This is a genomic window from Candidatus Binataceae bacterium, from assembly GCA_035508495.1.
GTDB lineage: Bacteria > Desulfobacterota > Binatia > Binatales > Binataceae > JASHPB01.
In genome coordinates this window covers 38,471-64,751 of sequence record DATJMX010000001.1, presented here as the reverse complement: position 1 = coordinate 64,751, position 26,281 = coordinate 38,471, and the positions used below count along the sequence as shown (strand labels likewise).

At 62.7% G+C, this 26,281-nt stretch carries 18 protein-coding genes; 13 read left to right on the top strand and 5 right to left on the bottom strand.

Annotated features, from left to right (window positions below):
- Window positions 1-215 precede the first annotated feature (215 nt).
- The 4 genes from VMA09_00300 to VMA09_00285 all read left to right on the top strand — a co-directional run bounded on the left by VMA09_00300 (window position 216) and on the right by VMA09_00285 (window position 7,676).
- Window positions 216-1,343, top strand: a complete 1,128-nt coding sequence (locus tag VMA09_00300) for an efflux RND transporter periplasmic adaptor subunit (GenBank protein HUA32016.1) — start codon at window positions 216-218, stop codon at window positions 1,341-1,343.
- On the top strand, window positions 1,343-4,996 hold the full coding sequence (locus tag VMA09_00295; GenBank protein ID HUA32015.1) for an efflux RND transporter permease subunit: 3,654 nt from the start codon (window positions 1,343-1,345) through the stop codon (window positions 4,994-4,996). The genes VMA09_00300 and VMA09_00295 overlap by 1 nt, the downstream gene beginning before the upstream one ends.
- Window positions 4,997-5,046: 50 nt before the next feature.
- Complete coding sequence (locus VMA09_00290) at window positions 5,047-6,771, top strand: patatin-like phospholipase family protein (protein HUA32014.1); 1,725 nt, start codon at window positions 5,047-5,049, stop codon at window positions 6,769-6,771.
- A gap of 134 nt (window positions 6,772-6,905) precedes the next feature.
- Window positions 6,906-7,676: a hypothetical protein gene (locus VMA09_00285; protein HUA32013.1), complete on the top strand. Its 771-nt coding sequence runs from the start codon at window positions 6,906-6,908 to the stop codon at window positions 7,674-7,676.
- Window positions 7,677-7,688: 12 nt separating this feature from the next.
- Here the strand turns inward: VMA09_00285 and VMA09_00280 are convergent, their stop codons facing one another.
- Window positions 7,689-10,748 carry a peptidase domain-containing ABC transporter gene (locus VMA09_00280; protein ID HUA32012.1) on the bottom strand — a complete coding sequence of 1,020 codons (3,060 nt, stop codon included), beginning with the start codon at window positions 10,746-10,748 and terminating at the stop codon, window positions 7,689-7,691.
- Between the two features lie 117 nt (window positions 10,749-10,865).
- Between VMA09_00280 and VMA09_00275 the strand changes: the two genes are divergently transcribed.
- A complete protein-coding gene (locus VMA09_00275) occupies window positions 10,866-11,600 on the top strand; it encodes a hypothetical protein (GenBank protein HUA32011.1) in 735 nt (244 codons plus the stop codon).
- A 15-nt stretch (window positions 11,601-11,615) separates the two neighbouring features.
- Here VMA09_00275 and VMA09_00270 read toward each other — a convergent pair whose 3' ends face one another.
- The gene (locus VMA09_00270) at window positions 11,616-12,749 is read right to left on the bottom strand and encodes an HlyD family efflux transporter periplasmic adaptor subunit (protein ID HUA32010.1); all 1,134 of its coding nucleotides are present in this window, start codon (window positions 12,747-12,749) and stop codon (window positions 11,616-11,618) included.
- A gap of 551 nt (window positions 12,750-13,300) precedes the next feature.
- Between VMA09_00270 and VMA09_00265 the strand changes: the two genes are divergently transcribed.
- From VMA09_00265 to VMA09_00235, 7 genes are all read left to right on the top strand, one after another.
- Complete coding sequence (locus VMA09_00265; GenBank protein ID HUA32009.1) at window positions 13,301-13,483, top strand: hypothetical protein; 183 nt, start codon at window positions 13,301-13,303, stop codon at window positions 13,481-13,483.
- 41 nt (window positions 13,484-13,524) lie between these two features.
- The gene (locus VMA09_00260; GenBank protein ID HUA32008.1) at window positions 13,525-13,725 is read left to right on the top strand and encodes a hypothetical protein; all 201 of its coding nucleotides are present in this window, start codon (window positions 13,525-13,527) and stop codon (window positions 13,723-13,725) included.
- Window positions 13,726-13,766: 41 nt separating this feature from the next.
- Window positions 13,767-13,892: a hypothetical protein gene (locus VMA09_00255; GenBank protein ID HUA32007.1), complete on the top strand. Its 126-nt coding sequence runs from the start codon at window positions 13,767-13,769 to the stop codon at window positions 13,890-13,892.
- 108 nt (window positions 13,893-14,000) lie between these two features.
- Entirely contained in the window at window positions 14,001-17,234 is a 3,234-nt protein-coding gene (locus VMA09_00250) for an AAA family ATPase (protein HUA32006.1), read from the top strand.
- A 43-nt stretch (window positions 17,235-17,277) separates the two neighbouring features.
- Window positions 17,278-20,484, top strand: coding sequence for an AAA family ATPase (locus tag VMA09_00245; GenBank protein HUA32005.1), 3,207 nt, complete (start codon window positions 17,278-17,280; stop codon window positions 20,482-20,484).
- A 66-nt stretch (window positions 20,485-20,550) separates the two neighbouring features.
- Window positions 20,551-21,654 (top strand): hypothetical protein, encoded by a 1,104-nt coding sequence (locus VMA09_00240; protein HUA32004.1) that lies wholly within the window; start codon window positions 20,551-20,553, stop codon window positions 21,652-21,654.
- Window positions 21,655-21,745: 91 nt separating this feature from the next.
- Window positions 21,746-22,708 carry a zinc-binding alcohol dehydrogenase family protein gene (locus VMA09_00235; GenBank protein HUA32003.1) on the top strand — a complete coding sequence of 321 codons (963 nt, stop codon included), beginning with the start codon at window positions 21,746-21,748 and terminating at the stop codon, window positions 22,706-22,708.
- A gap of 44 nt (window positions 22,709-22,752) precedes the next feature.
- On the opposite strand, the gene VMA09_00230 is transcribed toward VMA09_00235, so the two are convergent.
- Window positions 22,753-23,226, bottom strand: a complete 474-nt coding sequence (locus tag VMA09_00230) for a hypothetical protein (protein ID HUA32002.1) — start codon at window positions 23,224-23,226, stop codon at window positions 22,753-22,755.
- A gap of 228 nt (window positions 23,227-23,454) precedes the next feature.
- Here VMA09_00230 and VMA09_00225 point away from each other — a divergent pair, with 228 nt between their 5' ends.
- Entirely contained in the window at window positions 23,455-23,832 is a 378-nt protein-coding gene (locus VMA09_00225) for a nuclear transport factor 2 family protein (GenBank protein ID HUA32001.1), read from the top strand.
- Between the two features lie 197 nt (window positions 23,833-24,029).
- On the opposite strand, the gene VMA09_00220 is transcribed toward VMA09_00225, so the two are convergent.
- Both VMA09_00220 and VMA09_00215 read right to left on the bottom strand, forming a co-directional pair.
- A complete protein-coding gene (locus VMA09_00220) occupies window positions 24,030-24,734 on the bottom strand; it encodes a PadR family transcriptional regulator (GenBank protein HUA32000.1) in 705 nt (234 codons plus the stop codon).
- A 7-nt stretch (window positions 24,735-24,741) separates the two neighbouring features.
- Complete coding sequence (locus VMA09_00215) at window positions 24,742-26,103, bottom strand: carotenoid oxygenase family protein (protein ID HUA31999.1); 1,362 nt, start codon at window positions 26,101-26,103, stop codon at window positions 24,742-24,744.
- Between the last annotated feature and the right edge of the window lie 178 nt (window positions 26,104-26,281).

The following is a 26,281-nucleotide window of genomic DNA, read 5'->3' as shown; positions in this document are numbered from 1 at the left end:
ACGTTACCGTGCGCTGCTCAAACTGGCGAACTCCTCGCTGATTGGGGCCTCGCCGCGCGTGGATTGACCCGGTGAACACTACCCAGGTCACTCAAGGCTTTCTCTTTTGCTTCGGGCTCGGCGATTCCCCTGCGCGCAGCGCGCCCGCGTTCCAAAAGCAGACGCGGCGCTCGATGCCGTTTCAACATTTCCGCAACGAGGCCTGAACATCCGCAATGAAACAGAGCGCATCATTCATTCTGATTGCCGTGACGCTGGCCGTATTCGCCACGGCTTGCAGCCATGACGATCCGCCGTCCGCACCACGAATCGCGGTGACGGTCATGACTGTGGCCGAGGGCGAGGCTTCACGCTCCGGCGCTTACACGGCGAGCTTTCAACCCGACCAGCAGGTTGCGATGGCCTTCCAGGTGGGCGGCTATGTCGATTCGATCAAGCAGGTGATGGGCGCGGACGGCCGGCCGCGCGACATCCAGGGCGGCGACCACATCAAGGCGCACGAGCTGCTCGCCTCGGTGAAGCCTGACACCTACCAGGCACAAGTCAGCAAGGCGGCCGCTGGAGTTGCGGCTGCGCACGCCTCATTCGACCGCGCTCAGCACGACTACCAGCGCGACTCGGAACTCATGAAGCTGCAGGTGATTGCGCCGAGCCTCTACGATCAGGCCGCGCAGCAGTATCAGTCATCGAAGTCGGAGGTTGAGCAGGCGAGCGACGCGCTGAGGCAAGCGCAGATCAACCTCGGTTATTGCAAACTGAGTTCGCCGATCGAGGGCGAGGTGATCGACCGCCGTATCGAAGTTGGCTCGCTCGTCGAGCCATCGACCATCGCATTCGACGTCGCCAACATCGACGACATGAAAGCGGCCTTCGGTGTTTCCGATATCCTGGTCGGCCACCTCAAGCAGGGCTCGATACAAACTCTGACCACTGAGGCTCTCCCCGGTGCCGTGCTCATCGGCAAAATCACAAGCATCGCGGCCAACGCCGATCCCACCACGCGCACCTTTCAGATTGAGGTCACAGTGCCGAACAAAGACGGCCGCCTGCGTCCCGGGATGATCGCGGCGCTGCAAATGCGCGACGGCAATGCCGCCGTCGCCGAAGCGTTGACGCTTCCGCTCAATGCGATAGTGAGGCCGCCGCATGATGCACGCGACTTCGCCGTCTATGTCGTCGAAAACCAGGGCGGACGCAGCCTCGCCAGCCTGCGCAAGGTCAGCCTCGGCGAGATCATCGGCAACGAGATTGCCGTGTCCCACGGCGTCGCGGCCGGCGACCGCGTGATCGTGCGCGGCGCGACCATGGTCTCCGAGGGCAGCGAGGTCAGGATCATCCCCTGATGGCTCATCGCAGCGACCACGAAATCGTCAGCTCGACGCACAATCTCGCGCGCTTCTGCGTCGAAAATCGCGCCGTGTCGTGGGTGTTGCTGATCGGCGTCCTGATGTGGGGCGTGCTCGGCTACATGCGGATGCCCAAGCGCAAGGACCCGGACATCCCGGTGCGCACCGCAGTAGCGATTTGCCCCTGGCCAGGCGTGAAGGCGCAGAAGATCGAGCAGATGGTGACGCGCAAGATCGAAGCGAAGATCGCGCAGAACTCGTTCATCCATCCTGCGGGCGCGAGCACCAACTACGGCATCCGCTCGGTTACGCTTGACGGCGTTGCGATCATTTACGTCCAGCTCTCCGAGCGGCTCGCCGACTCGGCCAAGCAATTCAACGACATCAACCTGAAGCTCAACGCGATCAACGACCTGCCCGACGGCGCGGGACCGATCATGTTTCAGAGCGATTTCGGCGACACCGCGGCGCTGATGCTGACGGTCGCGAGTCCCAAGGAGGGCGAGGTCGAGCTGGCGTTGCGCGCACGTGCGATCGCGGCAGCGATCGAGAGCGCGCGAGAGAGCGCTTCGCCCGACGCCCGGAGCGGCCGCGTCTCACTCGTCACGCTCTTTCCGCTGACGCTCGGCACCGAGAACGTGGTGCGCGTGCGCGACGGTCTGTTGCAGTATCTCGGCGCGCATAACTACGTGCGTGATCTGCGCGCACTCGATGGCAGCGGCTTCGTCGGTATCGACGGGGTCGCGATGCCCGGCGTCGATCTGCCAAAGACCGCCAACAAGTTCATCACCGATTACATCGGTACTTCGGTTTTTCCCGCGGTCCATCCCGATGCGTGGGCGCCGGTGTTGATTCGCGATCCTGCCGACACCGAAAAGGTGCTGCGGGCGTTCGCCGGCGACAGGTACACCTATCGCGAGCTCGATCGCTTCACCGACCTGATTCAGCGCACCCTCGAAACTGTTCCTACGGTCGAGAAGGTTTCGCGCTCCGGCGTGCTGCCGGAATGGATTCAGCTCGCATACTCGCAGAAGCGGCTCGCGTCGTACGGCGTGACTCCGACGCGCCTTGCGCAGCTAATCGCCGAGCGCAACATCACTCGCTCGGGCGGCACGATCAACGCCGAAGGCACGGACGTGAGCGTGCATCCGACCGGCGAGTTCAAGAGTCCCGAAGAGATCGGCGACCTGATGATCAAGCGCAGCGACACGGGCCTGCCGCTCTATCTGCGCGATCTGGTCGATGTGCTGCCCGGCTATGAGAATCCGCCGCGGCTTTTGAATTTCTACACCTGGCGCTCGCCCGACGGACGATGGAACCGCAGCCGCGCGATCACGCTGGCGATTTTCATGCGGCCCGGCGAGCAGATCGGCGAGTTCGGCGCGGCGGTCGACCGGAGCCTCGCGACGCTGCGCGATCGCCTGCCCGAGGATCTGATTGTCGCGCGCACTTCCGATCAACCGCGCCAGGTCAGCGAGAACCTCGACCTGCTGATGACGGCGCTCTACGAGGCGATTGTACTGGTCGTGCTGGTGGCGTGGCTGGGATTCTGGGAATGGCGCTCGGCGCTACTGATCGCGCTCTCGATTCCGATCACGCTCGCGATGACGTTCGGCATGATGTACGCGCTCGGCATCGATTTGCAGCAGGTGTCGATCGCGACGCTGATCATCGCGCTCGGTCTGCTGGTTGACGATCCGGTCGTGGCCGGCGACGCGATCAAGCACGAACTCGGCATGGGCCAGCCGCCGTCGATCGCCGCGTGGCTCGGACCAACCAAGCTCGCACGCGCGATCCTGTTCGCGACCATCACCAACATCGTCGCCTACCTGCCCTTCCTGATGATCAGCGGCGACACGGGGCAGTTCCTGTACAGCCTGCCGATCGTGATGACCTGTGCGCTGGTCGCCTCGCGCATCGTGTCGATGACCTTCATCCCGCAGCTCGGCTATTACCTGATGAAGCCGGGCAAGCCGCTGCCGCCGATCGAGTATCGGCGCGAGCACGGCGCGACCGGCATCTACTATAAGCTTGGCCGCTACGCGCTCGAGCATCGCAAGATGTTCGTGCTGGGCTCGTTCATCTTCCTCGCCGGCGGTTTCTCGATTGGAAAGCATCTGAAAAGCGCCTTCTTCCCGGAAGACGTTCAGTACCTCTCGTATGTCGATGTCTGGCTGGGCAACGGCGCGGCGATCTCCGAGACCAACAAGGCGGCCGCCGAGGCCGAGGTCGTGGTGCGGCGCGCCGCTGCGGAATATGGCCGCGAGCACCCGGGCAAAGACGGCCAGCCGCGCGCGATCCTGAAATCGGTGACCAGCTTCGTCGGCGGTGGCGGTCCGCGCTTCTGGTTCTCGGCCGCTTCCGAAGCGCAGCAGAGCAACTACGCGCAGCTCATCATTGAGATCAACGACAAGGAAGACATGCCCAGGTTCGTCGGCCCGCTGCAGGAGGCACTGTCGAATTCGGTGCCGGGCGCGTATCTCGACGTGCGCCAGTTGCTGACCAATCCGGTGCAGTACCCGATCGAAGTCCACGTTCTGGCGCAGGCCGACGTCGATCCGGCGCAGGAGGAGCAGGACATCGAAACGCTGCGCGACATCTCGGACCAGGTCCTCGACATCATGAAGTCAACTCCGGGCGCGCAGCGCGTGCGCACTGACTGGCTTCAGGAAAGTCCCGTGGTGCAGCTTCCGATCAACGCCGATCGCGCCAATCTCGCCGGCATCAGCAATGCCGATATCGCGCGCTCAGCGGCCGCGGGGCTCAATGGATGGCCAGTCGGATCGCTGATCGACGGCGACCAGCAGATCCCGATCGTGGCGCGGCTGCGGCAGGAGGAACGCGCGCGCCTTTCCGACGTCAGCAATCTCTACGTCTATGCACTGACCGGCGAGGGCCGCGTGCCGATCAATTCGCTGGTGCCGATGCAGTTTCACATGAGCCAGGAGCGTATCGTGCGCCGCGACCACTTCCGCACGATGACGATCATGGCGTTCCCGGCGCAGGGCGTGCTGCCGTCTGAAATCATGGCCAAGGTGATGCCGAAGATCGAGGCGCTGCGCGCCGACCTGCCGCCCGGCTACCGCATCCTGATCGGCGGCGAGCAGGCCAACCAGGACCAGGGCTTCGGCGAGCTCGCGGTGGTGCTCGCGACCTCGGTCGGGCTGATCTTCATCGCGCTGGTGATCCAGTTCAACAACCTGGTCAAGCCGTGGCTGGTTTTCAGCGCGGTGCCCTACGGCGCAGTGGGCGCATTCATCGCCTTGTGGCTGACGGGCACGCCGTTCGGCTTTATGGCGTTCCTCGGGGTCGCGAGTCTGGTCGGCGTGATTGTCAGTCACGTCATCGTGCTGTTCGAGTTTATCGAGGAGCGGCAGGAGATGGGCGAGGAGCTGATCCAGGGCCTGCTCGACGCGGGCATCGAGCGCCTGCGCCCGGTGATGGTGACCGTGGGCGCGACGTTGTTCGCGCTCTTCCCGCTGGCGCTGCATGGCGGCCCGCTGTGGCGGCCGCTGTGCTTCGCGCAGATCGGCGGGCTGGCCCTGGCGACCGTGATCGAGCTGGTGTTGGTGAAATCTTTTTACGCGATCTTCGTTGCGGACCTGGGAATTCTCAAATGGGGTCCGCATCAATCGAGCGCTCATCAATGAGTTATTCCGATCCACACGAACGTGACTCAACCGAAATCCCTCCGGCACTCTTGGAAAAGCTCGCCGCGCTGCCGCTGCTCGAGAGCCTCGATCGGCAGGTGCTCAAAGCGACTGCGGCCGAGTTCGACTGGTTCAGCCTGCCGGGCGGGCAGATTCTGTTTAATCGCGGCGACCAGGACGATTCGCTTTATATCGTGCTCTCCGGGCGCCTTGGCGCTTTCCTGCCCAACGACCAAGGCGGCGAGGTCCTGGTCCGGCAGATGACGGCGGGCGAGACGGTCGGCGAGATGGCGCTGCTGTCGGGCCAGCCGCGATCGGCCACCGTGCTGGCGCTGCGTGACACGGAGTTAGCGCGGCTCGCCAAGCCCGAGTTCACGAAGCTCGTCGACGAGCATCCGCGCGCGCTGCGCTTCATCACGGATCTGCTGGTGCGCCGGCTCCAGCAGCCGCCGCGCCTGACGCCCTCGATGGAGGCGCCGAAAACCATCGCGATCCTGCCGATCGATCGCGAGGTGGCGGTCGCCGAGTTCACGCGCAAGTTGAGCAAGACCTTCGCCGATCTCGGCCTCAAGGCTGATGTCGTCGAGCACCACGCCAAGGATAATCCCGTCGAATGGTTCAACCGGCTCGAGGAAGACCACGATATCGTGCTCTACGAGGCCGACTTCGAAGCCTCGGCGTGGACCCGCCTCTGTTTGCGCCAGGCCGACCGGATTGTAGTGCTCGCACCCGCATCGCGCGCAGCCAACGGCATCCCTCCCAGCGCGGAGCTTGCGCTTAATAACCCGCGCCGCACCCCGATTGAACTCGTGCTGTATCGCGATAAATCGGCGGATTCGTCGCACACCCTCGCCCATACTCGGCGCTTCACATCCGCCCGGCATCATCATCTGCGCGCGAGCGAGGCGCGCGACTTCAGACGCATCGCGCGGATGATCTCGGGCCGCGCCATTGGCCTGGTGCTTTCGGGTGGCGGCGCGCGCGGCATGTGTCACGTCGGGGTAATTCGCGCGCTGCACGAGGCGGGAATCGAGATCGATCTATTCGGCGGCGCGAGCATGGGCTCGATCGTCGCCGGAGGCGCGGCGCTCGGCTGGAGTCCGCCCGATCTCCGGCGGCACATGAAGGAAGCCTTCTTCGATGACAACCCGGTCAGCGATTACACCTTGCCGATGATCGCGCTGGTACGCGGCCGCAAAACGACCAGCTTCCTGCGGCACCACTTCCAAAATCACCAGATCGAAGATTGCATCTATCCATTCTTTTGCGTCTCGACCAATCTCACCACCGGCGAACTGTATATCCATCGCAACGGACCTATCTGGCGTGCGACGCGCGCCAGCGTTGCGATTCCTGGCGTGCTGCCGCCAGTGGTCCTGGACAGCCACATCCTGGTCGACGGCGGCGTGCTGAATAACCTGCCGATCGACATTATGATGGAGATGCGCCGCGGACCGATCATCGCCTGCGACGTTTCGCGCAACTACGAGCTGAAGGCCAGCGTCGATGACATCGATCACCGCCCGCTCTGGCAACTGCTCGGCCACGCCCGCAAGGGCACGCCCAACATCGTGACGGTTCTGATGGCGGCCGGGATGATCAGCAGCTACCAGCAATCGCGCTTGCATCGCAATGACGTGGAAATGCTGATTGAGCCGCAAATTTCGGACATCGCGATGCTCGACTGGAAGGCCTTCGACCGCATCGTCGAGGCGGGCTACCGCCAGACCATCGAAAGCCTGGAAAAGCACAAGGGATCGCTGCTCGTTTCCTGAGCGTTCGCGCGCGAACTGGCATTTGAATAACCAGGTTTGCGCCTGCGTCTATCGACCTATATCGTTACACACCTGGCCGGAACAGCCAGACATGATTTGTGCCTAACAGATAGACAAGGGGAAAACTCCAGCTTATGGAACGCATTTACTCGCAGGCGGCGCAGCACGCCGCGGCGCGGCTCAAAGCGTGGAATGAGCCGCACAACGAGGTTTCGCGCCTGATACACGCGGACTACGTCGCGGCGCTCAAGGACTGCCTGAGCCGCAAGCAGGTCGAGAAGATCCTGGCGAGGGCGCAAAGGCTGTGGCCCAGAATCAATCGCGTCCGGCACAAGGTTCCTGGCGGCGAGCGCTTTGCCAGGGTCGCGGCGCGCCAGGGCGTCAAGCTTCAAGCCTCGCCCTATCGCGGTGAATTGGGACTCGCGCTGCGCGGCTTTTACCTCGATGCGCGCGAACTCGGCGCGCGGCGGCCGTTGATTTACCTCAACACCGCCCATCATCCAGCGATCGTCGCGCTCACCTGGCTGCATGAGATGGGACATCATCTGAATCGCGATCTGCTCAAATCAACTCAGGACCAAATGCACTTCCTCATCGACGCGGGTTACGAAGACCATCTTGCGGATTCCGCCGAGCTCGCCGCCGACGTGATCGTCGTCGTTGGTGCTTTCCCGATGCGCGACGCAGCTCGCCTGGCGCTTAACCCTGACGATCTCGAACGGATGGCGCGGCCCGGCTCGTTGGACACTACCGACGTCGAGCGCCTCTTCGCCTACGTCAACGAGCGCATCGGCGATGACGGATTGTCACGCGCGCAGCGCAGGCGCGCTCGCGATCTCTACGGTCCCGAGGCGGTGCATTTCACGAAGCTGCGATGCGCCCTGATGGCGGCCTACGGCATTTAAGCAAATCGAGAATTACAGGCTGAGTTGCTGGCCGACGAGATGCGCGTAGAGGCTGCCCTTTTCGAGCAGCGAGGTATGCGTGCCGAATTCGACTATCGCGCCGCGGTCGAGCACCATGATGCGGTCAGCATTCTTCACTGTTGACAATCTGTGAGCGATGATGATGGTGGTGCGGCCGCGGCATGCGCCTTCGAGGTTGGCCTGAATCGCGCGCTCGGACTCGACGTCGAGCGCGCTGGTCGCCTCGTCGAGAATCAGGATATCGGGGTCGCGCAGGAGCGCGCGCGCGAGCGCGATACGCTGGCGCTGGCCGCCCGACACGCTCATGCCGCGCTCGCCAACCTTGGTGTCGTAGCCGAGCGCCATTTCGCTGATGAACTCGTGCGCGCCCGCGATTCGCGCCGCCGCCACGACGCGCTCGAAAGGGGTGTCGGGATCGCCGAGCGCGATATTGTCGCGCACCGTGCCGCTGAACAGAAAGACATCCTGCGGCACCACACCGATCCGGCGGCGCAGATTGCGCCGCGAGAGATTGCGCAAATCGTGGCCGTCGATAAAGACGCGCCCTTCCGACGGCGGATAGAGCCCGAGTATCAGCTTGGCGAGCGTGGTTTTTCCCGAGCCCGAGCGCCCGACCACGGCGACCTTCTCGCCCGGTTTGAGATCGAAGCTCAGGTTCGCGAGCGTCGGCCGATCCTGGCCCGGCGCGTAGCGAAACGAAACGTTCTCAAAGCGAATCTCGCCTTCGACCTTGGCCAGCGAAAGCAGCGTGCGCGAGTCGGACTCCTCTGGCGACGCATCGAAGATATCGTTGAGGCGTTGGACGGAATTGCGCACGTCCTGAAGGTCGGCCCATGAATCGCTGAGGCGAATGACGGGCTGGATCAGATTCGATGCGAGCGCGGTGAAGGCCACGAGCTGACCGATTGTCATCTGATCGGCCAGCACCTGCCGCGCCCCGTACCAGAGCATCAGCACCGAGGCGAGCGTGGACAGCAGGTTGGCGCCGGTCGAATAAGCATTTTCGAGGTTGGCCTCGCGGCGGCCGAAGATAACAGAATCGACAAACAGGCTCTCCCACTTCCAGCGCACCGGCGCTTCGACCGCCATCGTCTTCACGGTCGCGATTCCGGTGATCGATTCGATGAGATACGACCACTGCTCGGCGTGCTTGGTGAACCATTCCTTGCGATTGCGCCGAATCGACGGCGTGAAGGCGATCGTGAGCAGCGCGAATATGGGCAGGATCGACGCGACGACGATGGTCAGCTTCAGATTGTAGTAGGCGAGAAAGCCGAGGTAACCGAGCGCGAGCGATACGTCGAGGACGAGGCCCGGAATCGTACCGACCATCGCGGTGCGGATTTTTTCGTTCTCATCGACGCGTGAGATGACGTCGCCAACGCGGCGCAGATCGAAAAAGCGCATCGGCAGGCTCATCACGTGGCGCAGAAAGTTGCCGAGCAACCTCACGTCGGCGTGTGTCGCGACGTGGATCAGCAAAAGGCGGCGCAGGCCGTTAGTTGCGGCCTGGAACAACGCAATCAGGATCATCCCAACCAGCAGCATGTTCAGCAGATCGGCGGCGCGCAGGCCGACAACGCGATCGATGATGACCTGGGTGAAGAGCGGCACCGCGAGGCCGAACACGTTGAGCAGCAGCGACGCGGCAAGGATCTCAGCGATGAGCGCTCGATACGGGCGCAAGACCTCGACGAAGCGGCGGTACGAATTGCGGATTTTCGGGGTGCCCTTGAGACGCTCGGTCGGCGTCAGCTCGAGCGCGCGCCCGCTCCACTTGCGGCGGAATTCATCGACCTCAACCTTGCGGATGCCGATGCCCGGATCGCCGATCACGACGCGGCCGTTTTTCGCCTCATACAGGACAACGTAGTGAAATCCTTCCCAGAGTATGATCGCCGGCGTGTTGATTTCGGCCAGCGCTTCGAACGAAAGCTGCACGCCGCGGGCGTGAAAGCCCAGCGTTTCGGCGGCCTGCGCGAGCGACCACATCGACGCGCCGTCCTGATCGGTGTTGGCGAGGTCGCGCAGGCGCGCGACGCCTACCGGCACGCCGTAGAACTTCGAGATCATCGCAAGGCATGCGGCCCCGCAATCGGTCTCGTCGTGCTGCTGGACGAACGGATACGCGCGCAGAAAACGGCGCCATCCGGGCTGAGGATTGCTGAGCCGCGACTCCGCCTCTTCTTCGGGAGCGGGAGCGGGCCTGGAATCGACAACGTGCTCCGGCGCTCCGCGATGGTTGTTGTGATGGGTGTACGACGCGGCGACCTGCTCGAGATGGCGGCGGAACTGCGGTGCGCCGGCGGTGATCTTCGCGAAGGCCTCGCGCGAGAGCGTGTACAGATTCGTTTTCGTGCGCGCGACCACGGTCGCCGTGCGCAGGGAGTTGTGCGCGAAAGCAATCTCGCCGAAGAATTCGCCAGGACCGATGGCGCGGATAATGTGCTCGTTGCCGTTGTCGCGCGTTGCAACTTCGAGCATCCCCTCGCGCACGATATAGAAGCGGTCGGGAATCTCGCCTTCGTGAACTACCACCGCGCCCGCCTCGACCGTTCGCTCGTCAAGCTGCTCGAGCACCTGGCGCAGCAGCTCGGCGGGCACCGCCGCCATCGCGGTGAACTGGCGGAGAAAATCGCGCGTGCTGAAATCGCGCAGGAAGCGCTCGAGCGCGACGCGAACGTGAGGATGCGCGCTGACGAAGCTCAGGAAATCCTCGCGGCTCAGCCGCAGCAGCACGAGATCCTCGGCGGCCCTGACGGTCGCGGTGCGCGGCACGTTCTCGATGAGCGCGATCTCGCCGAAATGGTCGCCCCGCTTCATGACAGATAGTGAAATTTCGCGCCCTGCCGGATCGCGCCCGATCACGCGCGCGCGCCCCGACGCGACGACGTAGAAGGCATCGCCCGCATCGCCGCGCTCGAAGAGAGTCTCGCCCGCGCTCAGAAAGCATTCCGTCATCTGGGCCGCCAGATGCTCCTGCTCGTCCCTGGTCAGCAGGGCAAAGGGGGCGGCCTGTTCGAGAATTGCGCGGCGTAGCTCGAGATCCATCGGTTAGCTATCTGTGCATGATAGTATGAAATCCGTCAATTAGAGTCTGCTAGCCTAAGTTCGATTCATTTGGACACGTCGAAGTTAGCGCCAGCGAATTGGCGAGGTAGTTGCGCAATGGCCGAGATTGAGACTCCTGAAAAGTCATCAGCATACGTTCACGCCGGCGAGACCGGGATCGAAGCCAACGAAATCCTGCTCGAGTTGAAGTTCGATCCGGCGGGTGAGTTTCTGACCGCGCTTGCGCGGCGCAAGGTGGCCGTCGCGATCGCACGCAAACGGAACGTCAGCGTCGACGAAGATGAAATCGAAGCCGCGCAGATCGAGTTCTACACCGAGCGCGATCTGTTCGAGGACGAGCAAATCGCGCAGTGGCTCGCGATGATGCATCTCGAAGCCCACGACGTTCGCGCGCACGTGAGGGAGCTGGCGCTTATCGAGCGCGCCGCACTCGAGCTCTTCGACGATGCAAAAGTCGCCGACCGATTCGCCGGCGAGCTGCACTCCTACGAGCGCGTCACGGCCGAGGCTTTCGAGTTTTCCACGCTCGGCAAGGCGCGGGAATTCATTCTGGCTGTGCGGGAAAATGAACTGATCCCGGCCGGCGGCGCCGCGCTCGAGATGATGCGCCGCACCGCTCCCGAAGAAATCGCAGCCGAGCTCTTCTCGGCCGAGGCCGGCGATCTGTTTGGCCCGTTCGAGAAGGACAGCGGCGCCTTCGGGGTCTTGATCTTGCGCGAGCGCAAGGATGCCGTCCTCGACGACGATCTTGTCGCCGAGATTCGCGAGCAGATGTTCGATGAGCTGGTGGAGACGGAGCTGGCGCGAAGTCCGATACGCTTTCTTAAATAACAGCTTCAGGCAACCTCACTCTGAAATCGAGTAACCGCGCCGGATGCGCCGGATCGGGTCGAGCACCACGTCGAGGATCGTGCGCTTATCGACGACGATCTCGGCATTTAGCGCGAGCCCCGGCCGCACTGGCTCGGGGCCGTGCGCGCCCTCGAGGGTCAGCCGGTCGGGCTTTATCCAGGCGCGATACTTCCCCGATTCGTCGGCGTCCGGATCGACCGCAACCAGCACACCCGGCAACATCCCGAACTGCTGAAACGGGTATGCATCGAGCTTCATCCTGACGGGGAGCATCGGCTTGACGCGGCGCATCGAGGTGTTCGGGATCCAGATCTCGGCCATGAGCGGCTCGTCGCCGGGCAGGATCGTCGCGGCGACGTCGTTGGCGGCAAGAAAGCGTCCCGGGCGCAGCGCCGCGATCGTTGCGACGACACCGGCGGTGGGCGCGGTCAAGATAGTCTTCTGCTTGACCTCGACATCGCGCGTAAGTTTGATTTCGAGTTCCTTGATTTTTTGCGCCGTCTCCGCGCCCAGGCGCTGGTCCTGTCGCGCCTCGGCCGCCGAGCGGGCCAGATCGGACTGAAGCTGCGAGACATGCGCGTTGGCCTCGGCGACCTCGCGCTCCTTGGCCTGCAATTCGAACAGCGACACCGCGCCGCCATCGAAGCCTTCGTGCAGTTCCATCGCCTGCTCGGCGGCGAGCTTCGAAACCTTGCGCTCGCTCGCGACTTCCTCGCTCAGATTAGCAGTGGCGCCTTGGAGGGTTTCAGCGCTCTCGGCATAGCGAATCGATTCCGCGCGCGCCTGGTCGAGCTCATGGCGGTCGGCGGCGGCATCGGCGACTTCGCGAAACGAGTCGATTTCAAGAATTGGTTGGCCGGCGGCGACCTGGGCTCCCACCTCGACCATGATCTTTGATACGACCCCGCCCTGCGGCACCGATAACCTGACGGGCTCGGCCATCGGGGCGAGACGGCCATCGGCGCGCACAACGACGTTGAGCCGGGTGACTGAGGCCCAGGCGATGCCGACGACCAGCAGCAGCGCGACCAGGTAGAACAATCCGCGCGCCGCAAGCACGCTCAGCCCCGGCAGCGTGCGATCGTATGAGGCGGTTACGCTGGCTTCGATCGCCGCAGGTCCCGGCACTGAAACACCTCACACTGCCCTATGTTCCGGATAATCAAGCTGAACTCCGATAGGACGGTACGACTATTCGTAGGCTGCTTCAAGCTCGCTTATGCATTAGAATCGTTTAAGCTGCCTTGCCATCCGAACGATCCGTTAGAATGTTTCATAGTGCAGTCAAAGCATAAGAGAGCAAATTTAGTTGACACTAGATTCAAACAAATCCTACATTCCCTGACAGACCGCGATGCGCAAGTTAAAGTTCGAAGTTGCAGATTAGGGCTATAACCGCCGCAGGGGGGAGAGCCGGCGCACAACAAAGAGAGCTTTGATTGGACGACTCCAACCCTCTCGGTACGCGATCTCGCTCGATAGCATCGAAGCCACTCAACGCGCGCTCCTGCACCATCGCGCTTGCCTTCCACACTCAAACCAACGATGCGCGGCACTCGGCCGCGAGCGATTCGCTGAGTGCCGTCGCCTGCAAACATTCTGTTTACGTTCGCGGAAGCCGTTCCAGGACGAGCTTCGTGTTCGACAATCCCCAAGGAATGGACTGAGGAGGTCCGGCTATGAAGGCAAAAAGTTCGAAGGCAAAGACGCTGACCAGCAAGGCCATGAAGAAAACCAAGGGTGGACTGGCCGCCGGGGCGATCGAGCAGGGCAAACTCCAGGAATCATTGTCCGCGACGATGGACCAGAGTTTTGCCACCCCGCAAGACAGCGCCACGCTCAACGTCCTCAGAAGGCGTTAATCATCGGACGGCAATTCAAAACGGACCAAGGAGGTCCAGTTATGGCCAAGAAAATTTCCAAGAAACCCATGACCGGCAAGGCCATGAAAAAGACCAAGGGCGGACTCGCGGCGGCAAAATACGATCAGGCAATCGCCGCCAGCGCGGAGTCGATGAGCACGGCGGCAGCGCTCCAGAGCTCAATGGCGAACCCTTCCCTGGTCAGTCCGGCAGCGCTCAAGGGCAAAATCGCAACCAAGTAGCGGCGGTCACCCGGAGTTAAAGACCAAGGAGGTCCATGCATATGGCTAAAGCAACAAAAGCAAAGAAGAAACCCATGTCCACCAAGGCGATGAAGAAGACCAAGGGCGGACTGGCCGCTGCATCAATGCAGGCCGCGATAAAGAGACCCGTCGTAAAGGCGCTCTAAGCCGAGCGGATGGCTGGCCGGGGTCTGCCCGGCCAGTACTATCCAGACTACGAGCATCAGGCCCCACCGGCGCGCAGCGAGCGAACAGAACCGACGAGGGGAGTCGTTATGCCTCAGTCCGGAACGATCACGCTGCTTTTCACCGATCTCGTCAGCTCAACCGAGCATCTGCAGCGCGCGGGCGACGAGACCGGCGAACGCCTTTTCCGTGTTCATCACAAGCTGATCAATGATGCGATCGAAGCCGGCGGCGGTCAGGAGCTGCAATGGCTGGGCGACGGCGTACTGGCCGCGTTTTCATCGACCGCCGATGCGGTCCGATGCGCAATCACGATGCAGCAGACTGCGGGCCGCGGTGTCGGCAGCATCAAGTTCGAGATGCGGATCGGCATCCATCTCGGCGAAGTCCTGCGTCGCGAGGGCGGCTACTTCGGCACGCCGGTCGTTATCGCGCGACGGCTATGCGATCGCGGCGACAGCGGCCAGATTCTCTGCAGCAGGCTCGTCGCTGACTTGTTGTCAGCGCGCAATTCCTTCGGCTTCCGCGATCTCGGTGATCTCAAGCTCAAAGGCCTGGCAACCCCGATCGGAGTCTGCGAGGTCATTTACGAGCGTAACGATCCGGTTGCGATGCTCACCCGCACGCCGTTCGTCGGGCGCGCCGCGCAACTGAAACGGCTCACGAGCAAGCTGGACGAAGCTTTTCACGGCCGCGGCGCAATCACGATGCTGCGCGGAGAAGCCGGCATCGGCAAATCCCGGACGCTCGAGGAATTTTCCGACCACGCCCGCCAGCGCGGCGCCGTCGTGCTGCGCGGCGCGTGTTACGACGGCGAATGGCAATCGCCTTACGGTCCATTTGCCGAAGCAATCGTCGATTACTCGCATTCGGCGCCCCGCGCGGATTTCACTGCCGCGCTGGGCAAGCGCGGTTCGATCCTCGCGCGCATCGCACCGTCGATAAGCGACGCGATTGGCGACGAGGGCGAACCGGTGAGCCTCGACAAAGACGAAGAACGCTTTCGCCTCTTCGACGCCTTCGGCGAGTTTTTGAATTCGATCGCGCGGACTAACCCGGTGCTCCTCATTCTCGACGATCTGCACTGGGCCGATCGCGGCACGGTCGCGATGCTCAATCACGTTGCGCATTTCATCGCGGCCAGTCCGATTCTTATGATCGGCGCGTATCGCGACGCGGAGGTAAACCGCAGCCATCCGCTTTCGGCGACGCTGGCCACACTGAGCCGCATCCGAAACTCGGAAACGATCGCGCTCAAGGGATTGCATCAGGATGAGCTAGCGACCCTGCTCGAGTTGATAGGCGATGCCGGCGCGCCGACCGAACTGATCGAGGCATTGCTCGCCGCGACCGAAGGCAACCCGCTCTTCATCCGCGAGCTGCTGATGCATCTCGTCGAGGAACGCAAAATCCTGGGTGAGGGTCAGGGCTGGAGCATGAAGCTGAGCGTCGATGAGCTCGGCATTCCCGAAGGCGTCCGCCAGGTGATCGGCACACGCCTGGCGAAGCTCTCCGACGAGGCTAATCGCCTGCTCTCGGTTGCTTCGGCCTTCAACGGATCTTTTGCCTTCGACGTCGCCGCGGCCGCCGCCGAGCTCGATGAGCAGACGGCGCTCGGCGCGCTCGACGAGGCGCTTGACGCGCAGCTTCTGCGGCCTGGTGCGAATTCCGAGGTCTTCGATTTCACCCACGCGCTGATCCGTCACACGCTCTACTCCGATCTGAATCCAGCGCGGCGCACGCGGTTGCATCGCCGGATAGCCGAGGAGATGGAGCGCACGTGGGGTGAGCGCGCGTCACATCATGCGGCCGAAGTTGCGTTCCAGTTCTGGCGCGGCGCGGCGGCCTCGGGCACCGAGCGTGGCGCCGAATACGCGATCTCGGCGGCCGACAATGCCGAGTCGGCGTACGATCACGACGACGTCGCGGCGTTCCTGCGTATCGCGCTGGAACTGCTGCCGGAGAAAGATCGCCGGCGCACGAAGCTCTTGATGCGGCTCGCGTCGGCATTGGCCTGGACATTCCGCGGCGAGGAGTCGGTGAGCATCGCGCTCGAAGCGGCGTCAAGCATCGCGGCTAGCGAGGGAAGTGATCGCGCCGCCGATTATTGCGAATCGGTCGCGCGCGAGCTCTTACGCGGGGGCAGCATCGAGAGCGCGTGGGCGCTTGCGCGCGAGGGTCTCAACTACATCGGTCCGCGTCGCGATATTACGTGGGCGAGCCTCGACGAAATCGATTGCTATCGCGCCGACGGCGAGGATCCGAACAATCCGGGCACCACGATGGACACGCCGCGCACGCGCGAGCGGCGCGCGGTGCTCAGGAAAATCTCGTCCCAGCAGGCGTCGTCGCGGCGCATCGACCAGTATCCGTACGACTCGCGCGAGGAGATCCTCGCCGATCCGTATCGTGAAGGAATCCCGCTGCTGCTGCTCGCCGGCGATTGCCGAGGCAGCCTGCCCGTATGGGCACAGCGCGCGGCCGAGGCGGAGCGGAGCGGGCGTATCGCCCTGGCGATGGACTCGTGGACGTTCGTCGCGCGGTGCCAGATCTCGCTCGGCGATTTCGCAGCGGCGCGCGCATCTTACGATCGCGCGATTGCGATGGCGGCGCGCGTCTCGGGCAATCCACTCCCCCTGCTCAACTTGCTGTCAACGCGATTCGACTTCCTGCTGGCGCTCGACGATGGTTATGACGAACTGACGCAGCTGCCCGGCGAAGCCGAACTCTTCGCCAATCCGCCTCCGCAGTTCAAGTGGGCGTTCGCCGCGGCCTGCGCCACCAACGCGCTGTTGCTGGCGCGGCGCAATCTGCCTGAGCCTGCGCTCCAGGTCATGCCTCCTGCGATTGTAGGGCTACAGCGCGGCGCGCCATGGGGACTGACGTACAGCCTGATGGCGGCGGACTTGGCCAACGTGCTTTGGGAGCTCAACCGCATCGAGCACATTGACGCGATCGAAGCCGCGCTGCGCGACAAGGCGCTTCGCACCGATTTCCGTTTCCCGATGCGTGAGTCGCGCCTTTCATTGGCCCGCATCTGCGCACTCCATAAGCACTACGACGAAGCCGTGCAATGGTTCGATAGATCACGCCTCGTGCTGGATGAAATGGGATGGCAGCCGCTGCGCGCGATCGTCGATTACGATCAGGCCGTCATGTACCTGCGCCGCAGTTCTGACGGTGATGCTGCTCGCGCCCAGCAATATCTCAAGCTTGCCCAGGAACAGTTTCGCCGCATGGGAATGACCGGCTTCATCAAGCGCGTCGAGGCGCTCGAAACGGGCGGCGCGTATCGTACGGCGCCGAGCTCCGTTCACGCCTGAACCGCAGAGCCCGCGTGATTGATCTGTGACCGCATCAGACTCGATGACACTGATGTTCACCGAGCTGGTGAACTCCTCGCTCGGTCCGAACGCAAACGAGGAAGCTGAGGAGCATCTCTTCCACGTTCATCGCAAACTACTCACCGACGCGGCGCAGGCGGCGAACGGTCAAGAGCTGCAATGGCTTGGCGAAGGCATGCTCGCCGGATTTCAATCGAGTGCCGACGCGGTGCAGTGCGCGATCGCGATCCAGCAGTCCGCGCGGCGGCAGATCGAAGGATTTCGTCTCGAACTGAAGATCGGACTCCACTTCGGCGAACTACGTCGTCGCGATGGCGGTTATTTCGGCAATGCGCTCGGCGCCGTGCAGCAGTTGTGCGAACAAGCCAAGCCCGGGCAGATCAGATGCAGCGCCACCATCGTCGAGCTGCTGAGCGCCCGTTCCACCTTCTCCTTCAAGAAGGTCGGCGACACCGAATTGCGAGGAATGCCCTCGCGCAGTGCGATCTACGAGGCTGCATACGACTCAAACGATCCGGCGGCGATGCTCAATCGCACGCCGTTCGTCGGCCGCCAGAGCCAGGTGAAGCGTCTTTCGGCGCGGCTCGAAGAAGCGACCAACGGACGCGGCAGTATCGTGATGCTGCGCGGCGAGCCAGGCATCGGCAAGAGCCGCCTGCTCGAAGAGTTCAGCGACCTCGCGCGGCGTAGCGGCGCGACAGTTCTGCGCGGCGCCTGCTACGACGGCGAATGGCAGGCGCCCTACAGCCCCTTCTCCGAAGCAGTGACGGAATACGCGCGCCATGCTGACCGCGCCGAGTTGAGCGCGACGCTCGGCAAGCGCGCGTCAATCGTCGCGCGCATCGCGCCGACCTTGCACAGCATCATGCGCGATATCCCCGAGCCGCCGCGGCTCGAGCCCGAAGACGAGCGCTTCCGGCTCTTCGATGCGGTCGCGCAATTTATCGTCGCCGCCGCACGCAACACGCCGCTCGTGCTGATACTCGACGACCTGCACTGGTCCGATCGCGGCGTAGTTGGGATGCTCAATCACGTCGCACGAATCGTTGCCTCGAACCCAATTCTCGTGATCGGCGCGTATCGCGACGCCGAGGTCAATCGAAAACATCCGCTGTCCGGCGCACTTGCCGCGATTGCCCGCTTGCGCAACTACGAAAACCTCAAGCTCGACGGCCTCAGCGACGAAGCGCTCGCCGACATGCTGGAAATCATCGGCACCCAGGGCGCACCGGACGCGCTGATCGCGGCGCTGCGCCAGGCGACTGAGGGCAATCCGCTTTTTATCCGCGAGCTGCTGCTTCATCTGCGTGAGGAAGGAAAGATCCTCTCCGGCGGCCAAGGCTGGGGTTCAGAATTCAGGGGCGACGATCTTGGCATCCCCGAAGGCGTGCGCCAGGTTATCGGCCGCCGCCTTGCGCGATTGTCAGAGGATGCAAACCGGCTTCTTTCGGTGGCAGCCGCCTTCAACGGATCGTTCGCATTCGACGTGGCAGCGGGTGCCGCTGGCTTTGACGAGCGCACCGCGCTGACGGCGCTGGATGAGGCGCTCGAAGCGCAACTGCTGCGTCCGAGTGCGATTGCTGACAGCTTCGATTTCACGCACGCGCTGATTCGGCAAACCCTTTACGCGCAGCAAAATCCGGCGCGCCGCGTCAGACTACATCGCAAGATCGCCGAAGAGATGGAACGGAGCTGGGGTGAGAAGGCGACGCATCACGCCGCCGAAGTCGCCTTTCATTTCCATCGCGCAGCGGCGGCATCCGGCACCGGGCGCGGCGCCGAATACGCCATCGCGGCGGCAGACAACGCCGCGGCCGCATTCGGCCACGACGATGTCGCGGGCTTCCTGCGTATCGCGCTCGAGCTGCTCGCGCCGAGCGACTCCCGCCGCGCCTCACTCCTGAGCCGTCTCAGTTTCGCGCTGACCTGGTCACTCAACGCAGAAGAGGCCCTTACTACCGCACGCGAGGCAGGAGCCTTGATCGTGACGACCCAGGGCGACGACGCTGCCGCCGACTTCTATGAGCAAGTCGCGCGGGCGATGTTCAATGCGGGGCTGACTCGCGGCGCCTGGGAACTCGCCAAGGAAGGGCTGCGCTTTATCGGCGACCGGCGCGACATTGTGTGGGCGAGTCTCACCGAAATCGACATCAACCGCGCGGAGGGCGAAGATCCCGATAACCCCGGGATCATGGTCGATTCACCGAACGGCCGCCGCCTCGCCGAAGTCTTGTGGCAACTACCCCACGATCAGTTGGACGCACGAAACATCGAGTTGATCCACCTGTCGCGTGCGGAGATCTTCAAGGATTCGGCGCCGTCGGCGCGCATCTACATGCGCACCGGCGCCTACGCCGCGGCCCGGGAACGCTGGCAGCGCGAAGCCGTCGATTGTGAGATGCGCGGCGCGTTGGCGCGGGCGCTGCGCGCGTGGGCAGGAGTCGCGCGATGCCATACCGCACTTGGGGAATTTGCCCAGGCGTCTGCGGCGCTGGACCGCGCCTTGGCGGTCTCGGCGCGGATGCCCAATCCATCATTTGGCGCGATGGCGTTGCAGGGTGCTCGCGTCGAATACTGTCTCGCGCTCGAGGAAGGATGGCATCAACTGGACGCGCAGGTGCGCGGCGAGTTCAGCGTGGCTCGCGACTTGCCCTTGATGGCCATTTTCAGAGCGTTCGGACCTGAGGGTAAGTGGATGCTGTCAGGATCCTATGCCTACTGCGCCGGCTTGTACGCATGTATAGGACAGCGCGAGTTGTCGCTGGAGCATCTGAACCTGGTGCCCGAAGCGATAGAGCGCGGCGCCTCATGGGGCGCGAACTACATAATCACGGCTTGCATGGCCGCGACGACACTGTGGATTCTGGGCCGCACAGACCACGTCGAAGTCATCGAGCGCAACATCCTGAAAAAGGTCGTCGAACCCGACTTTCATTTTCCGATGAACGACGGCCGCCTGTCGCTGGCCCGTCTGAGCGCGCTCCAGGGCCGCTTCGAGGAAGCATCGCAGTGGTTTGCGAAATCACGCCAGGTGCTGGATGCAAATGGCGCGCGGCCGCTGCGGGCAATCTCCGACTACGATGAGGCCCTGATGTACTTAAGGCGCGGGATGGCGGGCGATCGGGAGCGCGCAACCCCCTGCCTCGACCGAGCTCTCCGGCAGTTTCATGAGCTGCAGATGAGTGGATGGATTCTTCGTGTGGAACAGCTTGCGATGATGGACACTTGAGCGCGCGCCTGATAGCTAGCATCGGCGCACCGAGCGGAAGAAAGTTTGCCGCGTGCCATTGAACCAGTGATCCAAAGCCGGCCGTCGCTCTTCATCAGCGTTATCGTCTTTCAACTTGTTGCCCTGGTGCTTGCGGCGGTCGCCTGCGCGGCGGCTCCTCTCGGGGCAGATCCTCCAGCGTCGGCGGCCGACGATTTCAAGCCGCGATACACGGAGCCCGATACTTCTATTGTGCCGCCGCCCGGCGCGACGCGTCTTCCAGTGCGCGTTGGTCTATACGTTCTTAATCTCGTGTCGCTCGACGAGGTCCATCACACATATATATGTGCGGGCTACCTGACCGAGACCTGGAACGACCCGCGACAATCGTTCACCCCCAGGCCAGGCGAGGGCGCTGTCCGCTATTACCAGAAAACCGACGTATGGTTTCCGCTCGTTCAATTCGACAACTCAACGGAGCCGCGCACCGTCGCCGCCTTCACTCTGGCGGGCAGCGCGGACGGCACGTTGCGTTACACCGAAAAGTTCAGCGTCAAGCTGTCAACGAATCTCTTCTTGCGATCGTTCCCGTTTGACGAGCAGGAACTCGAGGTTTATGTGCATCCCTTTACGGAGCAGACCCGGCAGCTCGTGATCACCGCCGATCCCGAGTCGACGGGCGCCTCCCATGCGTCGTACACTCCCCTGCCACTGTGGACGACCGGCCCAGTTACGTTCCGCTCGATCGCGGGCGAGGTGGGCGAAGGCGATCGCGCGCCGTCGCACGTGGTCTTCGGAATCCATGTGAAGCGGCATTCCGAGTATTACGTGTTCAGGATTTTCCTGCCGCTGTTTTTGATGGTGTCGATTTCGTGGGGTGTGCTGTGGATTCCACCGAGCGATCTCAACAGCCAGCTCCTGATCTCGGTCACGACGGTGCTGACGCTGGTCGCCTTTTCGGTCGCGGTCTCTAACGTGCTTCCGCCGGTTCCCTACCTCACCTTCTACGACAGTTTCTTCCTGGTCAGCTTTTTCTTCATCATGCTGACGATTGGCGAAGCCATCATGGTGCATCTGATGCACGGACGAAACCGCGCGCAGGCGCTCAAGGTGCGTAGCCTGACGCGGCGGTTATTCCCGCCGGCGTTCATCTTCACGGCATTGTTGATGGCGGTCATTTTCCTGCACTGAATTTCTTGTCCATACCGCGCCGGGAGCTTCACTCCGTGGCAGAGCGCGTGCTAATCGGCATCCTGAAGCACGCATTGCAGGAGGTCGTCGCATGAAAGCCGCAGTCTATTACAAAAATGGCGCGCCCGATGTTCTCAAGTACGAGGACGTTCCTGATCCCAAATGTCATCCGAGCGGCGTTGTGATTCGCGTCGAGGCCGTCAGTATCGAAGGCGGCGACACGCTCAATCGATGGCGCGGCGCGCTCACCAGCGTCCCACATATCGTCGGCTACCAGGCGGGTGGCGAGATCGTCGAAGTCGGCAAGGATGTGAAGCATCTACGCATCGGACAGAAAGTCACGACCGTGTTCGGCGCGGGCTCGCATGCGGAACTGCGCGCGGTCGCGGCGCGCAACGCGTGGCCGGTGCCTGATGGATTCGACATCAAGCTGGCGTCGGCGATCCCCGTTCCGTTCGGCACTGCCGACGATTGCCTCTTCGAGTTCGGCCATCTGAAGGCCGGGGAGACCGTGCTCGTGCAGGCCGGCGCGAGCGGCGTCGGCGTCGCTGCGATCCAGCTCGCCAAGCGCGCGGGCGCCACTGTTATCGCGACCGCGTCGAGCGACGAGCGCCTCGAACGGCTGCGCCCGCTCGGCATGGATCACGGCATCAATTACAAGAACAGCGACGTCGCCAAGTCGGTGAGGAAGCTGACCGACGGCAAAGGCGTCAACCTCGTCGTCGATCCGGTCGGCGGCTCCACCCTCCAGGGCAGCATCAACTCGCTGGCGTATCGCGGCCGCATCTCAATGGTCGGCGCGGCCGGCCGCGAAGCGATGACGGTCGACGTGGGTCCCCTGATGGGCTTGAACGCGAGTCTCAGCGGGGTGTTCCTCGGCGCCGAGATCGGCACCGATCGCGCGCACAACATGATCCAGCGCCTCGTCGATGAAGCCGCGCGCGGCGAACTCAAAGTCGTAATCGATAAAACCTTCCCGCTGTCAGAAGCAGCCGCCGCACACGCATACATAGAAAGCCGCCAGGCCGTGGGCCGCGTCCTGCTCATTCCATAGTCGAATCGCGCGCTCTTAGCGAAGCGAGAGCTTGTCGCCGATGTCTATGTGTTCGCACGAGTCGTGATCCATTCTTCGTCGCGTTCGCTTAGTTCTCGAACGCTCAGGTCGTGGAAGATCAGATCTAACGTGTGACCGTTGGTTTCGATTCGGACTTCGTGCATCGGCTTGCCCAGCCGAGCGGCCCATTCCCGGGCGGGCGCTGATTCGTCGACATAGCTCGCACCTGGGTAGGCAAGCAGACAGCGGACTCCCCATACCTTGCCGTCCGGAGCACCGGCCTGACTCCAGGCGCCGTAGTCGGTATAGATATCCTCCCATGATTCTTGCCAACACCGATCGGTAACCGAAGTGACTACTGCGACAGAGGTGCAATGGGTGAAGCGATAGAGGAATTGGTACTTGTTGATTTCCGCGACGATATCGTAGTCGCGCAGAAACGGCGCGAAGCCATGCCTTATGATGCTGCTATCGAACAGCGGCTCCTGAAGCGCCTTTCGCATCTCATCGATAGTCATAATAATCGCTCGCCTCTCCTGCGTGCTCGATGGATCAATCTCAACTCGAGTGCCATCATGAGCCATCTGCGCCTCAATGCGTAGCAGGTGACCGTTTGAAGATTGCGTAATTGAATGAGTAATCCGCCGCGCCGCTTACCTCAGAAGTAATTGATGACATTCGCGCTCATGCCTACTCATAGGCTGAACGCGGCTCGTGGAGCCGCAATTCAGCAAAGGAGTATGGCTATGAGCAACATCGCCGAGTTGGTCGCAGGATACATCGCAGCGTGGAACGAGCGCGACGCGCGCAAGCGTCACGATATCATCGCGCGCACCTACAGCAACGATGCAGTCTATATCGACGCGCATCGCAACGGCGAAGGTCACGAGGGCATCAGCACGATGATCGCGGGCGTGCAGGAGCGCTTCGTCGGCTACAACTTCAAATTGAGGGGCGCGATCGAAGAGCATAACGGCAGAATTCGCTTTCAATGGGAAGCGGGCGGCACGAAAGACGCCCCGCTCCACTTCGTCGGCACCGACTTCGGCATCGTCGGCAACGACGGACGCCTGAAATCGATCACCGGCTTCACCGACGAAGCCCCCGCACAGCCGCAACAGTAAAGCAGAAATGGCGGATGAGGCGCGAAGTGCCTCATCGGCCGCTCGTCGGGTGCCGCTAGCCCAGTTTTGAGGGTCGCTTGGGGCCCAGCCTTTTTACGCCCGCTAACCGGACGGCTTTGCGCGCACGCCCGAGATCGTATTGCTGTTGCATCGAGAGCCAACGCTTCGCAGACAGATGGGCGATGTGAAATCAGCGGTCAGCTTGCGCTGCGCGCCTGGCTTCGTTTTCTGACGGGTGGAACGGGCTCACAGGCGGGGCCGTCGTTGACGGCGAACAAGTTGCGGTGCTGGTCGATTTCGGCGATGGCCCAGTCGCACCAGCGGATGTTTTCTGCCATCCAGTCGAGGCCGCGGCGCAGCGTGAAGTAGGCGAACATCATGTTTGCGTTCCCGTACTCGGTCTTGCGCGCGAATACGGCCTGCTCGATATCGCGATAGAACGCGAGGTACTTCCGCCAGCCCTCGCGCTCCTCGACGAGCTTCTCGCGCGCGCCATCCGCGCCGAGATGTCCGAGGAAGCGGCACCTGAGCAGCGGCGCGTGCTTGAGTTTCACGCCTTCGAACGGGCTCTGCATCCATTCGAGCAGCATCGCCTGGCCCGCGGGCGTGATCGTGAACAGGCGCTTGTTCGGACGCCCGCGCTGGATCACTTCGCGGCTGCGAATCAGTCCCGCCTGTGCCATCCGCTCGAGCGTCGGATAAATCTGCCCCGGATGCGCATGCCAGTAATGCACCATCGATTCGTTGAAAATCTTGACGATGTCGTAGCCGGAGATCTCCGGCACTTCGGCGATAACGCCGAGCAGCGCGTGCTCGAGCGTCGCCTTGATTGCGCGCGGCGCGCGCCGCGGCTTCGTCGCCACGGCGCGCGCTGCTACGTGTGAGGTCTTTCTTACTGCCATCGATTCCTTACGCGGGAACCCAGTTACCGTGGAAGCCGAACGGCACGCGATGCGGAGCCTTGATGCGCGCGACCGGCGCGCCGCCGAAATTGCGCGCGTCGAGGATCGCGAGCTCGCTGGAATTGACCGCCGGATCGTACCAGACGGAAAGCACCCATCCGTCGTCCTCGTCAGATGCAGCATTGCGCGGCACAAACACGGGCTCGCCCGGCTGCTTATTGCCGCCGAGATCCTGATTCTCAATCTTGCCGGTCTTGTAGTCGCGCTTGGTCACGACGTTAAAGCCAACCAGTTCCTTGCCGTTCTGAGCGTGATGCGACCCGAAGTAGCCATAGCGATGCTTCCTGCCGGCGAGGCGCTCGTCAAACCGCGGGAACTCGCTTGACTGATCGTCAACCTGGTTCTGCTTGAGCGATCCGTCGCTGAGACCGAGCGTCCATCGCCACGGCAGGGGAGGATTGCCGAATGAGTTGCCGGTCATGTCGAGCGCGCCCATCCGGCATCCGTCGACGATGAGCTTGCCGTCCTCTTCATATGCGTTGAGGAAGTGAAACACGTAGAACGCGTCGTCGTGAAACCACTTCACCTCGCCCGTACGACGATCCATCGCGCCGATCCGAGTGCCGTGCTGCGGCTCCCATTGCAGCATCGGCCCGCCGTTAGCCATGTTTTCAATATGGAACACAGAAGGACACACGAAGAATATCGCGTAGTTATCAGTCGCGATGAAGTCGTGCATCATCACGGGCAATCCGCTGTCGATCGGACGCGACTCGACGAGCTTGCCCTGCCGATCGGCGCGGTACCAGGTGACGTAGGGCGGAAACGGCTGATAGCCGAAGAACAGCAGATCGCCGCTCACCGGATCGAACTTTGGATGCGCGGTGACCGGGCCGGTCATCTTGCCATCGAAGTCGTACATGCCGACCGTCTCGAGCGTCTCGGGCTTGAGTTCGTGCGGCAGTCCCGCTTCCCACAGCGCGAGGAGGCGATTGGCATAGCCAATGATGTTGGTGTTGGCCGCGTTCTTCATCGGCGGCATATCGGGCGGCAGCTCGCCTTGCTGCTGGAGCAGTCCGCCGTAGATCGCCCGGCCCGCTTTCATCTCACCGTTGAGCCCGGCCGTGTGGACGTAGCGATTGCGATACGCGGCGCGGCCGTCGCGCAAGATGAACGCATGCGTCATGCCGTCGCCGTCGAACCAGTGGTAGCGGCCGAGCGGCTGGAAATGCGGATTCGGCCCGATGCGATACAGCGCGCCGCGCAGCTCGCGCGGGATCTCGCCTACGACCTCGAGGTCGTAGGCATCGCCCTCTTCGCGCCACGGTGCGTAGTTGCCGTTGAGAAAAGGATTATCCGAGTTCCACATTTTGAGAGTCTCCTTGCGATGGCCTCAGTTCAACCTTTTCATAGTTCAATATTGAACTAGAGGCAAGTGGTTAAGCGCAAATGCTTCCGCATGTCGAAGTGATCAACTGCCGCAGCGCGATTGCATGCACGCAGCGGGGATCATGCGGTTGAAGCGGACACGGGCGACCTTTAAGATC